The organism is Streptomyces sp. ML-6, assembly GCF_030116705.1.
Classification (GTDB): Bacteria; Actinomycetota; Actinomycetes; order Streptomycetales; family Streptomycetaceae; genus Streptomyces.
Genome location: NZ_JAOTIK010000003.1, coordinates 119,836 through 135,038, shown reverse-complemented (window position 1 = coordinate 135,038; position 15,203 = coordinate 119,836).

Below are 15,203 nucleotides of genomic sequence, written 5' to 3'. Positions count from 1 at the left end.
ATACACGACACTGGCTGCTTGGCGAGCTTTTCTCGGATTTTTACGCAGGTCGCCCATACAGTCGAGAAGATAGACGATTTGTCAGAGGAGGTGAGATGCTGCGCCGCGACGGGCGGAGAGCGGACGCGCGGGCGTGGTGTCTCGCTCGGTGATCTCATGAAAATCAGGGGTGATGGCCGAGTGACAGGGCCGCTGGAGTTGCGGGCCGCTGCAGGCGCCACTGGCGAAAACAGGTCGCCCCACCCTTTTTCTGACTTCATTGAATCTGAGCAAGGGGATGCGGGCAGGGTTGAGCACGCATCTCTCCGGCAGGGGAAGAGGGGCCACTGGAGCAGGGCAGGTGGAGGCAGATTTCAATCGCCGAGGCATTCAATGGCCGGGGATGAGGGTGGTGCCACGCTCCGCGGTCAGCTCCGGCCGCCACACAGTGTATTTCGGCCACCTGGCGGCGCAGTTGGAGCCAGCGTAAGAAGAAAAGAGACGATACCCAGAGAGCATCGTGGCGAGAGCGTCTATGTGGGCGTGAACTGGGGCGCTTGCCGGCCGTTCGCCCTGCCCGGCGATCGCTGCCGAGGGCCGGCGAGGTGGCGGCGCGGGCGGCCTGGCGGGAGCTGGCTGGGTGATGGCGGCTTCGCTGAGGGCGCCCTTCGCGCCTGGTGCGCCACCACGGGCGAGGGGAATGCGGAGCACAGGACCGCCCGGCGGGCGGTCACACCCTGCGGCAGCACACCCCGCTGGGACACGTACCTGGGGGATTGCCGGCGATCAGGAATTCCGAGGATTGCCATGTCTACGGGGTGGGTCGCGGCACCAGCGCGGCAGGGAGCCAGCAAAGGATCGAGAGGATCAAAGGCGGGGGGAGAGCGGGTGGCACCGGGCACGCAGTTGTACGGTCACCAGCGGCGGCGCGATCGGCGAGAAGCCTGGCGGGCGCAGACGTCAGGCCGAGTCAGGAGCACCGGGCGAGGGCGCCGGTCAGACGGTCGGCTTGTTGTCCGTAGGTCAGCCAGAGCAGTGTCCGCGCCGGTCGACACACACCGGTAGCTATGTAGCCGAAGAGGCCGAGCAGAAGTGACGAGGCCGTGTCAGAAGGACTGGCCAGAGCGAACGTTGCGCAGCCGAGAGGCCAGGCCGCCGTCTCGCCGTCCCGAAGATGCGCACTCCGCGAGGCGACCCGCCCTCAGCGGCTCGGAGCTAAGATGGCCGGGGCGGCCGGTCTCGCGGGGCCTCGGGGCGGGGCAGTAGTCGGTCGGGGGCGGTGGGGAATGGGAGCCCGCGGCCGGCGGGGGCCGGGGCGGCGCGGCGGGGCCGGGGCGGAGCGTAGTATGGTAGTCCGGCACGGCGGGCGCGAGGGTCTGCGGAGAGCTCCTGACGTAGCTGATGCCGGCTACGGGTGTGGTGTACCATCGCCGACTCCCGTACGGCAAACAGGTGAACGTACAGTCGTGGTGGAGCCAGGCCCGCCCCGCCAAAGTCATGTCGGCAGGTCGCGGGCGCGGGGCAGGTGATGTCAGAAATGGCATGGGCAGGGGATGAAGGCAGGCGGGCATCGCGGCAGGCGCCGCAGACGCAGGCGGGGATGACGACATGACAGACAAGCAACACGGGTTCTCCCAGAAGGAGATCCGAGGCCGCCGTACCGGGTGTCGTTGCGGCGGTCTCAGTGTGGAATGGAGGTAGATAGCGCGGGCGCGCCACCAGCCGCCGCGGGTCTGCCGGAGCCCCGACGCCTGGCCTGCCGGTCTCGCGCCGCCCGGCGGTCGCTGCGGCGCGCAGGGCCGGCCGCGGACTCGCGGTCGCTGCGCTCCTGCAGCTCTGTCGTTGCTCGATCGCGGCCGAAAAGGAGAACACGCCTCGACGGTTGGCCAAAGATTTCATACGCGGGCCGGGCGCCTGGGCGGGCTCTTCAGCGCTGTCTGCCTGTCTCGCCTGCGAGCGCGGTCTGGCTCGACGGCCTGCGGCCGCCGCCTGTCGACTGCGCAGCAGGAGCCCTGGCAGACGGCCAGTCCGCAGCACGGCCATCATCGCGCCAGCGCCGACGTACCGTCCCCGTCCGTCTTCGTTCGGAGCTGGTCGGCAGTGTCAGTCTCGACGCACATGAGCCCTGCGGACCTGGCTTCTCGCCGTCCAGCGTCACGGAGTCGCCTACAGCCCGGCAGACGAGGCCCGGCGAGGCGCGCATGACGCGGCTGCTCACAGTCACTGCCTGGCATGTAGTTGCGACGGCCGAGGTTCCCAGCGTCACGGTACAGCCATCTGCAAACTGTTCAGACGGTGCCTCGGTAGGTTCAGACGGCTTCGCTCATCTTCAGACAGGTCGCACGGCGTGATAAGGCGGGGCGATGTCTTCAGTTCGTTGCCCGCTCTGGCTGACCCAGGACAGGCCCCGCCAGCTGTGCCGCCGGTGTCCCGAACGGTCCCGGTCTCGCCGGACGGCGCGAGGACGGCGCGGTGGTGCCTGTCGGACGCAGCGGTTGCGGCAGCCGGGCGAAGATCGCGGTGATGCATGTCCGCATCGTCGAACATGCTCGCGGCTGGATGGTCACCAGCCGGTCCCGGGCGGTCGTCGTCACCGACACCAGCGGGCCAGTCACGAGATGAGGATCCGCTTTGCGGTTTTCCGCAATCGCAGTTTTTGTGAAAACAAATAATTCTGCAATGATGCGCGTGCGTGGTGGATGTCCGATGTCCTCCGCGCATTACGCCAGGTCAGATGACGGCCTGCCGTAACCTGCGCGGGCGATCCATCGCGCCGGCGGAGCCACTGGGCAGCGCTTCCAGATAACCGCCGGGGGCGAGGACTCCGCAGGAGGGTCGGCCTGAAAACAGGACGAGGGCCAGACGGGCGGGCGCTCAGCCGCCGCGCCCTGGAGCGCCGTCGCGGACTCAGAGGGCGGAGGCCCGGCATTGCTCGTATAGTACCGCGGCCTCGGACGACGAGCACGGGATGGCTGCAGCCCAGCACACTCGGCCCTGGTCAGGCCTGCTCCGTGGATCGGCCTTTCGCGTTCCATGCTGAATCTCTGCCGAATGAAAATGGGCGGAACAGAGCGCCGTCATGAAGAAGATGGCGTCACGCTGAGACGCACGAGCAGCCTTCGCCAGCTGCCCGGCATCGGAGTCGCCGATCACCCAGTTGCGGCGGGTCGAGACAGCTGCGTACGCGTCCCGGTAGTGGGAGAGGTCGCTGCCGCACTGGCTGCGCCTGAGCCAACCGCTCAGCCTGGTTCTGCGCGGAAACAGCCCGGACACGCGGCGCCGAGCGGGCGGTGCCAGGGCGAAGGCCCGGTCCACGCAAGAGCCCGGCCGAAGGTGCTCGGGTGGCGGCGCGAGCTGGTGAGCGCGCGATATCGGCCGCAACGAGGCTGCGGGTCTTCCTGGTACTCCTTCCTCCAGAATGCTGCGCCGCGCCCGCTCAGGCGGGAAGTCGGTCCCGTGACGGACCTTCAGCGCCCGGCGACGATGGGCGAAGGCAGGAGACGCCGCTGTACTCGGTTCGGCCACGCCCCGGAAGGGGCGCAGGTAAGGCGGCTCGTTCGGCGAAGCTGCCGCTGATCATGACACCTCCTGTCTGGTGTCGTCCGCTGCCCGCCTTCTCGGCGCCAGGTTGCCAGGGCCTGGCGCCGATCTGGATACTGGCACGGCGGTCCGCTCGTGGGCGGTCATCGCCGAGCAGAAGGTCGCGGCGCGCCGGTACAAGGGCGAGGATGACTTCGCGACCCGCAGACCACAGGCTGCTCGGCTTCGCGAGCCAGAATTTTTCGGTCGCGGCAGACGGTCGTCGGCGCGGCCACCGTCACGGAAAGAGAAGAGCGCTCATTTGTTCTTCGATGATTGTCAAAACTGTGAAAGGACAGCTGTTAGCGGGCGAGTTTGCCGAGAGAGTGAGAGGGCCAGACTTTCGCAACGGGCCTATGGGGCGGGAGGAGGGCCGACTCCAGGAGCGCGGAAATGCGAGGGCGGCCGGAGTCGGCGAACCGCCGGCAGGTCCAAGCGCTCGGAGGGCTGGCAGGGCGGCGCCAGATGCGGTGGGGCGTGCATGTAGCGGGTCGTCAGCCATGGGACCCGCCTGGTGAAGAAGGCGGGGCGAGGGGCGGGCCGGGTGAGAGACGGCACGGCTCGCGGTCTCCGCCGGGATGGCGGGCCGTCCGGGCGTGGGTATCGCGGTCCCGCGGGACGCGCAGCTGTCAGTTGTGCCGGGTCGCACAGAGGCGGACCGCCGCGGCGGCTCTCGGCCTCGCCGCCCTGCCTTTGGAGATGTCCCGCTGCCGCCTGTTGGCCTTCGAGGCGCGCCTCATGTAGCGGGCCCCAATTGCTCACAATCTGAGAAGACGATGCTGGGGCCATGGGTCTGCGTAGTCCGATCGGCTGCCTGGGCTTTCAGTCACTGCCTGCGGGCGGTCAACGAGCTGATGAGCACTGGTCTCTCGCACGCCGGCGTCACCGGCCACTTGCCGATGAGTTCCGGCGGGAGGGCTCCCGACGCGCGGGCGGGGTTAAGGCCATAGGGGGCCGCGCCGAGGCGCTTATATCCTGCCGCCTCCGGCGGTGGCGCCGGTAGCTCTGGCACGGCACGGTGGAACCTGCGGCCAGCGCACCAGCCCCGAGGGTTAGTGCAGCACGGGCGGAGTCGCCAGGCCACGCGGGCGTGTCCCACTTGCCGAGATATCATAGCCAGCCGCGGGCCATGGACGGCGATACCCCAGGTTGCCTGGTCATGGCGCGCATACACGTCCGGTCGCCACGGCGTCGCGCCGGGTGTCTCGCCCGGCGACGTGGCCCGGCTCATCGTGGCCGAGTGGAACCGAACATAGGGCCGCGACGCGAGCACAGGAGGGTGGTCACGGCAAGGTGGTCAAAATGACGGCCACCCAGGTGGTGTTGCTACGACTGAGCCAGTCGCACGATACCGTCGATACACCTGCGCTCGAACAGCACGGCGCAGACATGGGCGGTCGTCCGCCGCACCGAGCCGTCGCCGCTGACGACCAGGCTGATCGCCGACACCTGACGAGAGGAGCGCCGAGGCCGACGGCGCCTAGCGCGCAAGGATAGTGTGGGGAGTAAGCGTCACGCGGTCCCATCGTAGAAGACGCGCGCGTTTCGCTCAGGTCAGGGCGCAAGCCACCCCACCGGTCGTGCATCGGCGGCGCGGGCCAGGGTGCTGGCGGCAGTTGTACCAGAGACGCCGGCCATATCGCGTCGTAGATCGGGGTGAAGGCTGGAGCGACGACTCAAGGTGCGGGTGGATCCGCTCGACGGCTCGATGACATGTGGGCGCAGCGGCCGCGCAGTCACTTCAGGTGATCGTCCAGTCCGCGCAGCGGTGGCGGCGGGCACTGGGATCGGGCGCGGGCGCAGGGACGTAACGGCCATGGCCGTGGCTCGGCTCCGGCGGGGCCGGTCCACTCCTTCTCCATCGCCGATCGGCGATGCCAGCGGCGTTCCGCCGGATTATTTGTCGCCGACGGCACATGCCTGGTTCGGGCCGGCGTTGGACGCCGGCCAGCGGTCATCGGAGCCGCTGGAGGTTGCGGTGTCATCCGGGCAGACACAGGCGGGGGCCCAGCGGAGGCCGAGGTACGGGCCAGCATCGCGCTGGTCGCCGGACACAGACGTGATTGACCCCTCGCGATTTCGATTGCGCAGGTCGTCCGGCATTCGCCACGGGCGCGCAGCTGGCAGGTGGCGACACCGGCTGCCCAGGGGACGCGCAGGTCGTCACTACTGGCGTGTAAGCACGGCAGCCAGACGGCGAAGCTCGGAGCGGCCCGAGCTGGAAGACCCAGCGGTCCACGCCGCGATCCCTGCGGCTAGCGATGTCTTCAAGGAAACAGATCCGCTAGATGCCCGAAGACACTTGGCGATTAGATCCGGCAGCTGAGCCGTACAACGAGGTGTCGGTGATCGCTGTGAGAGGGGATGTCCGCGATCACGCACCATACCAGCAGACGGAAGATCGATGGCCAAGATCGACGCAGAATACGCCCAGTCGTCAGCTTATAATCACAGGCCGCGCATGGCGGCAGGGCGAGACGCACGTCGGGCGCTCAACGCGACTCAAAATGAAGGGCCGGTCGACAACTGCAGCCGACGCAATACTCGCCCCTTGAATAAAGGCGCCGACGAACACCGAGCTGACCACGGACAGCCAAGTACCGAGACGTCACTTCAGCCACGTGGATAGTAGGGGCGGCCAGTAAACACGTCGCACGATCTGAATGGTCACTGCAGAGCGTGATATGCAGCGGCCTGGTCAAGAAGAGCGATACTTCCAGAGAAGGATGATCCAGATGACGATCTGTTGGTCTCACCGCCTAAGATTAATGTTGGCGATCAGATTTACGCAGATGGTCACGTATGTCAACAGAATAACTGGATTTCCATGTTTGAAATTGATGATGATCGATTTAAAAATGTCATATCGCCATCAACAGCCAGACAACAGCCAACGACGAAGATGGCATACCCGCGCCAACAGAGGCCTGACTCCCAGCAGTTCACTCGGCGAGGCGATCGCCCGCACCTTCGTTGAAACCGATGAACAGCCGCCTGCGCCCAGATAGCGTCCTCACGGCACATCACCGGCACAACAAGATCGTTGACATGGCTCCTCTTTAGGGAGAATCATTATCAGGGCTCGCGCTGACGGTAGTTCGGCCGTTCGTCGGGATCTTCCGATCTGTCACATTCGGCACGGCGAAACCGCACCTGCGGCAGATGAGACGAGCCCATGAAACGCACTGGACGAAATAACACGGCGCGGCCAATTCTGGGTGCCATGACACTAAGTAGCCGGGCACTGGGATCGCTAACTACGAATACAGGCGGACATTCTCTTTTGTTACGCCGCGGAGACAATCCGCCGCCTCAAAACCACAGGTTCGCGGCGGGTCGGTGATACGCGGGCCGCTGCGTGGTGCTCAGTTCGGTTCGTCGCTGGAAGCTGTCGATACTGAGTGCTGGTCAGGTGTCAGGAGTGGTACGCGTCGGCGCGCGGCAATGCGCGTGGAAAAAAGGTAATGATCCGTGTCGCGATATTATCGGCGCTGGACTGCGACCAGACTGGCTGGCGGGTCAGATGCTGGATATGCATGGTGTGGTGCGTCTGGCCGCGACGGCTTACTGGCGACGAGGCAGATCGGGTCGAAATAGACGGAGCCGGTACATGACTTTTATTTGTCTGCCGGCAGAAACCTGCCGGCGTAACATCCATGATGCTGTGTCGGGCCGCTAAGTGCGTAAGAGCGGGCGCTGGGTGGCGCGGCGCATGCGCGGTCGCGAGGGTTCATGGCGCCGTGGTCGCATGCTGGTGCCGGTACTTAAATTCTGTGGATAACTCGGTTGTGGATAATCGTTCAGCGGCCGCATCTATCCTCTTGGTCGTTCAATCTGATACGTACCTGATGCTGATGTTGATTTCAGCGCGAGCGAAACGCACGCCCACCCTCGACAGAATAAATAGCTATGGGAATCGCGCGGCCCGCGCCAGACGGCAGACACGAGACGGCCCGCATGCCGGCAATCCCAGTTCGGGCACAGGCTGCGAAGGCTCGAGGCCGGGGTGGATCGCCGACGCGGCGGAGCAATTGGACGGGCGGATCTGCGATGCCCGGCCCGGCAGGCCTTCGTAATCACGCCGACAGGCTGATCTGGGCGAGGGCTGACGAGACAGCCGCTGCCCGGCAGCCTGTCCACAACGCTGGTTCTCCGACGCGACGGAGCTCGGAGCATGACGATCACTGGCTACGGATCGGACATCGCCGCGGCCGACGCCGCTGGGAGTGGCACGCAGGTCGCCCGGCGTCGACGCACGCGCCACGACGCACTGGCGTGCGGTTCCGAGCGGCAGTTCCGATGGCCTACACAGCGGATGACGAGCAGCGGCTGAACACGCCGCGAGTGCCTCGAGCAGCCCACCATGCCCACGCAAGGTCAGCAGCTGTGGTAGTTCGATCGAGATCCGCACTTGGCCTGCAGCCCTCACCACCGGCACTACCACCAGGTACTGGTTCATCACCAGATCGGTCTGCACATCTGATGCCTACGTCCGGGGCCGCCGATGGCCTGGCCGGGCGTCAGAAGCCGATGGCCTGGCCCGGCACGAGGGCCGAAGATCGCCAGACTAGCCTTCAGGAATTGATACTACCGAGATCGCCGGCCTGTGAACCGTTCGACTTCGGTCGAGGCCTCACGCCGGCGCGGTGGTTGAGTGGCGCTGGCGGGCCGCGGCAGGGTGCGCAGGTCGTGGCGAATCGGCTGAGGCCGGCCGTCCGGGCGGTGTTCCGGCTCGGCGGCGTGTTCCAGGCAGCGGCGGCTGCGTCGGCGCCGGCGGTCCGGGTGAGGGCGACCGAGACGCGCCTCATCGAGCGGTCGGCCATCGGGTCGAGCGCGCGGGTACTATCGCCGAAGTGCGCGCGTTGCCTGGCAGCCGCGAAGAGCGCTGGGACTCCTCGGAACAGGACAGGTGGCGAATACTTGCACTCACTGTCTCATTTTCAGATCTTCTACTTGTCCGACTCCGCAGCGAGGACCAATCCATCTCAGAGGCCGCGCCGGTTGGCAAGACATGCCGGCGATAACGAAGGCCGCCGCCAGATATGACGTGGTCGACCGCGACGGTCGGGGATCGCGCCCTGAGACGAGCCGATGGTGGTGCTGACGATCCGGAGTGCCGGCGATCGGTGACAACATTATCGGGCCTGAAACAGCACGGCGTGAGTCGGCGAGGCCGGATCCGCGGATACTACCGACTGTCACCGCCTAGTCCTTCACTCGCCCAATGACGCTGGTTTTCATCGAGGACGAGGAGGCGGAACCGGTTGTCATCCTCACTCCCGGCCTGAAAGTGGCAAACTCATGGGTGCCGGACGCCGCCCACGCCCGTTGCGGGCAGGGCCCCATAGCTCCCAGGAGAGACGCCAGCCACTCTCATTTCGGACGACACGCACGTGGCAGACAGCGTAGCCTCGAAACAGCTGGAGGTGACGGTACCTGTCGGCCCCGGCAGGCCCGGGCGGTGGGAGAGCCACTGCGACGGCGCTCACGCCGCCACACGGCGGCGACGAATTCCCACGCGGCGGACATCCGCGTCAAGGCGATGAGCGACGATCACGTCTGTTTTCCACCATACCAAGAACGAACGCCCCTGACAGAGCATTTCGAGACAATAAGTCTATCGCTCGGTGGTCTGCAACATTGACCGGAGCAGTGGAGCTCGACCTGGTCACCGTCTGCCACGGGCTTGCAGTCGCGCGGCCGCCGGGCTGCGCTGGCCTGCGCGAATGCCGGATCTGTCCGAGGACGGAGAGGTACAACGCATCAGCACGTCGCCACGCTGGACTGACTGAGACGCGGCGACGCGCGTGTCGAGACGCCGAGCGGGCGGCCATGCGCCGTGGGCGAGTAGTGCCGCGCCTCGCGCCCATGGCCGCCAGACTCTGCCACGCGGATATCGCCCATTGTAGTCCTCTTTCGAGGTCGCCTGCGCCGGGGCTGGACACAGCGGTCAGGGCCACGGGCACCGCTCGTCGCCGCGCGCTGGAAGGATCTTGCGGAATCTCGGTCTACGCGCGATGGTAGACGGCCGCTGGAGTACGAACGGCAGGCGGCGGGCGAGGCGCCGACCCAGTTCCGCCGGTTCATCGCCGGCAGCAGTTCACCCGAACGACCGTCAACCTGCCTCCACGCTGGTAGCCGACGGCGGCCCCCCCGCACTCCACGCCCCTGGAGGCACCTGTCATGATCGCCGCCGCCATCCCCACCGACAGCCGACGCTCGAACCGGCCTGCAGACACCGTCATCGGAGGGCGCCCAGAAAGATCCGAGGCGAGGAGGATCCGCCATGTCGACACCGGCCGTGCTCTTCTGCCTTGGCGATTTGGTCTGGTAGTTCATGGCCTCACGCCGCTGGGACGTCACCCCGATCTCGACTCATCGATCTCACGCACTGCCGTGAAGCCAGCGGAGAGTTGCCGCCACGGCCGACTTCGTCAAGTGAAGGCCATCGTCTCGGGCGACACGCGGCGCTGGCGACGCGGCAGCACAACGGCCGCAACGGCTGCCGCCGGAATGACTGCGGCCTCGGTCACCCCCGCCTCCTCAGCGTCCGCGACGTAAGCCAGCGGAAATTTTCCTCCGACTTCGCCTCATCTACCCGGAGATCATCGACAACCCGCGATCTACGGCCGCGTTCGGGCGAAAGCACCCAACTACCGATCAGTCGAAGCTCACCTCCGGACTATCGCCACCCGACGCCAAGTCGCCGGTGATGCGCAGACTGTCGAACGCCCGCTCACTGGTTCTCATCACCTGGGCAGCGATCATCCTGATGACCAGGCGTCTTCACTCCGATGAAATGCAATAGAACTGCCATTGGCGAACGTCGAGCCCGCTCAGGTTCACGCTGCGCGGCACGCGGCGGTACCGTCTAGACAAAGGTGAATGCGGACTGCGGCCTATCCCGACGGGAAGCGACAGCCTCGGTCGCAACTGGCAGCCGAAGCGTGCTTCACCGCCGGAGTACCAGGCAGGTCTGAAACAGATCTTTCGGCGACGAACCAGGGCAGCCACGCCGGTACCAGATGGCCGTCAAGGATTGACATGGCGGATCGGGCTGGGTCGCGCTCTCGCCATCCGGCGGGGTCCAGGACGATCGGCGTGGGTGTGGCGATCTGCCACTGTCCGGCGACGGAAGCCCTCACAACAGATTCCGAGGTTCGATGCGGCGGACGGCCGTCCGGGGTACCGGTCGCGGCAACCATCTGCCGGCATCGAGTACCGGTGAAGGCCGAGCAGACACCGCAGCCAACGGCCGACGCGGGCTCTCGACACGGCACAACTACGACACCGCGGCTCACCTTCGCGCACTGAAATCGGTCGGGGGGTGCTGCACATGTCGCATGAGTTATCGGATCGAGACGAAGATCGAGTCCCGATACCTTCGACGTCTCGAGCGGCGAGCGCTCGACCGCAAGGACAGTATTCAGGAAGAAATCCCAGATAACGGCAATATGGCACCGGATGTCCAGCATCTAGCTTCGTCACGGGTTCACCGATGCAACGACAGACAGTACAGGACATTTACGCCGAATCAGGGCGCGTTCGTTACAGCCTCTGTGCTGATTTGTCACGCTCAGGCTGTTCGTGCCTGGTATTATTCTGATCTGGTGAGATTTGAAATATCGACTCGCCGGATTCGGCGATCACTGATTGGATGGGCGGGGAAGGTCCGGATCAGCGCCGCGGAGCTGCGCGGTCGATCTGCGGGGCGTGTCCAGCTCTTATCATATGCAGACCCTCCTGGGAGCGGGATCCCTGTAGGGATACCCCGGCTGCGAGTTACATTGGTCTGGGGCACAGCGATCGTGGTGGTGAACAGGACGCCGTACACCGGCGGCAGGCAGGTTCACAGGCAGGGAGAGCGGTATGGGCGCGCGCCGGTCGCGCGCGCTCCGCAGACGGCGCCGCGGGGGACCGCGCGAGGGGAGGCCCAAACATCGTGGTAATCGCCGATCCAGGCGGAGTCGCGGATGAGCGCGGCGAGGCTGGCGAGAGGCTGACGGCGGGGCGTGGCACGACGGCTGCGCCTGCGGCCTGCCTCGACTGTGGTACCGAACACGCATATCATTCAGGCATGGCTGAAACCTCTTCTCGATGATCCCGCGCTGCCCGCCGCGCGCCACCGCGGAGTTGCCGCGCCAGCGTATTCGCCTGGTCCGTGGAGGTTGGCAAGAACCGGCCGGCCGGGGAGGAGTACAAGCACAAACATGGGCGGCTGGCTGCCGTCGTTACTGACGGACGAGCAGAGTCGCTGCTCGTTAGACAATGGCACCATCGAGATCAGTCAGCACCACCGCACAGCGGCGTCGGAATGCTTCCGGAGCTGATGCGGAACCGATCACCACCTCAGGACGGTCCACACCTGCGGCGCCGCCTGGCAGGCTGGTTCGCCAGCGGCGGGCCGCCCCCAATGAGAAGCCGGGATCCGTGCCGCAGAAGAGTGGTCGAGCACGCGGGCGCGCATTGCCGGCGAGCGAGCTCGAGGTCGGGCGGCCAGGGAGCGCCCTCACACCCGCGGGCCGTTCGGACCCGCGGGAGGAATCGGGGTCGTATCGCGCCGCCGTCGCGGCAGAGCGGCGTTCGGCCATGGCACAGCCGATTCCCGATCGCGGCGGACCACCGCCGAGGAGACGCCCGCCACAAAGCCCTGCAACCACCGCATCGGCGCCTGGCCCCGACCGGACCCGGAAGACGGGCCACGGCCGCAACTCCTCACTCTGTACGCGAGGCATGACACGGAATCACCTCTGACTGGCGCTGTCGCGGCGCTGATCGCGCACTCCGAGACGGGCTAGACGTCTACTGGACGACGACCGACGGGCCCCGCCTCAGCTGCACAGACACGATCCCGACGAGATTTGATCCCGTCGGCAGCCACTAGGCTGGAGAGTCACCGCCTGGACGGCGACCCCACCGACAGATGAGATTGCCCATCGCGACGGTTAACGGGCCGGGTCCCGAGGGAGACACGGCACGCCCCGCCGATGCACCGGTTCGGGGCGCAGAGGGTTGTGAAAAGCCGATCACAGCAGGGTCAGGCCCAGCCGGCGATCGCCGTTCCACCAGCTCGCTCCGGCTCACCGGCGGGTCCCCGCATCACCGGGCACGCGTGGGACAACTGGCGAGACGCGCGCGCACCGGACTGTTGCTCGCCGGAGATCTGAGAGGCCAGGCCTGGGCGTGGAGCACGACATCGAGGCCGAGGACATCGCTGCAGGGCGGCGTCTGCGACGCTGACCTGGTCTCTCCACCAACACTGGGAACACTCCACCCTCGCGCCAGCTCCGGCGACCAGACGACACTTCGCGCCGGGTCGCACGCCACGATCGCGCCGCGAGGCCGACTCTTCACCTGCAGGACGCGACTACCGCTCGGGCCGCCACCCGGCGCGTCTGATCCGCAGTGCCTCCCGGTCGGATCCTCGGCGAACCTCGGACCGACCTGATGACGTCGCATGTCTGTCTCCTCAGGAAATGTAGTGGAGCATCAGGGGCCAGGATGCCCGACGCTGTTCGTTACGCGCAGGAGAGAGGCGGACAGTCAGGTTGCCCAGTGACTTCGTTCGGAGCGGCTTCAGAACAGCCGTCCTGCAGCGCGGCGGAGGCAGCGGCGGGTGAACTGCCGAGGTCCCTTCGACGCCTGTTCCAGGGCCTCGGCGCAGCGCATGGAGGCCTGGAGCGAGGCCGGCCGTTGAGGACGGCAATGGAATCGCGGTTGATGATGCGACCGCAGCGTCTGACCTGCCAGCTCAGGCTCGGTCGTTTTGCCAATTTTCTCTGCTGTTCTCGTACGGTCCCAGGCCCGGGATTGAGACTTGCTTCGTGGCCCCGCCTCGCCGGGGTGCCTCGCGCCTAGAGCTGGTACGATGATCCGTCAGACGCTGACATGAGGCCGACCGAAGTCATCTCGGCCAGATCCAGGTTGCTTCAGCGCCGAAGGCGGCCGACCAGGTCGGCCCGACGAACCGGCTGCATTCAGCGTCCCGCATGACGGATCTTCCAGTGGCCGGCGGTCGCGCTCGCGTGGGCGTCGCGGAGGTTTGGCGCGATGTCACCATGCCCTGGCACTGGTCATGCCTGCGTCGAGCTCGACGCCGAACATGATCATGACGGGCGTCCACCAGGCCCATTGAGGTAGTTCACTTAGCAGGTCGGCCAGAACCCCGCCCGCAGCGGGCGAGCTGCTTGAGCATGAGGGCCGTATAGCGTGAACGGCTGCATCGGTCGCACAGGCGGCCGCGCCCCACCGCTGGAGCCAGCGCGGGCACCCGTTCTGGGACGCCTGTTTACGCCCTTCGAGCCAGTGGTGAAGCAGGCCCCCTTCCTTTCGGGACGAGAATAGTCAGTGCGGTTTGTCGGTTTTCGATCGTCGGCGCAGCAGAAGTACACGAGCGGAATCATACAAGGATCGCCTGCTGCCCGCAGATGCCGCTTGGTCGCCCGACCGGCGGCCCCTTTCCTCGTACGGGGTCGTGGGGCGTTCGAGCGGGCCCAGCTGCGGAAGCGGCCGCCGCGCAGGGAGACGACAGGCCCGCCACCTCGAGCGGGCGCCGCTCGTCCACAGCTCGGGCTTCCGGAGTCCTGCCGGCCGCGACCGAGATGTCGCGCAGACGCAGAGGGTCGCGAGACCGCAGCGCCGGGGAGATCGCGGCGCCGGCGTGGCCGCCTGACGGCGTGGTAGCACTCGGCGAGGTGGGCTGGAGGGCGATGTGCCGGCCGCGGCGGCTTGCCTGGCGGGAACCGGGGTGAGCCCGCGCACGCGCGAGGTCAGGCAAGAGCCGCCGGGGCGATGCCCTCGAGTCAGTCGCCTGGTGGGAGAACAGATGAACCGCCCGGTCACCGTCGCGCCCGGTGCCGTATACGTTCGGTATGCGGCAGCCTGGTTGGCGTCGCCCCGGGACTACCACATGACGCGGTGAGGACGGCCGCCGTACGAGGTCTCGGGCAGCGGCCAGCGGCGGGGAAGCGCCCCGTCGAGGTACAGGCCTGGCCGGGCCGGCCGGTGCCGTCGCCGCCGCCGGTCACCACTCGGTGCGACTGCGCCGAGGTCGCAAGCTGGGCCTGGCCCGCGGTAGTAGACGCCATCTCGGTGGTCGGCCGATGGCCTGATATGCGTCGCGGCGCTGCGCCGCCAGCAGCTCCACTGCGCTGGTCGGCGATGCCAGACCGCCGGCCTGCTCGCCGGGCGAGCGGTTCACACCGGTCGCCGATGTAGGCCAGGTACGGCGCAGCTGCTCGAGGTCGAATGCGGGCGACGGCCAGCCGACAGCCGGTCAGTACAGGTCCGGGCTGGTTCGTACTGCCAGGGCGGCGCAGGCGCGCCAGTGCGGTTGAGCAGTCGCGCAGATCCACCGGCTGCCGGAGTTTGTCATCAGCGGTGCGGGATGGCGGAGCGGATCGAGCCTCGCGCAGGCGGGAGCAATAGTCGAATAAATTCTCTGACGAAGGGCTCGACTGCATAGCCGGTGTTTCAGGGTCATGCCCGCGGCCCGGGTCGCCAGGGGGTCTGGCGGGGTCGATGACCCAGAGCGGACGGCGCAGGACGCGCTGGGGTGGTGAGGTCGGCCAGGCGGCAGACGGCGGTCGGCCAGCCGCTGGCGGGGTGCGGCTGGCACTCTATCCGGGGAGATCGGGGCGAGACAG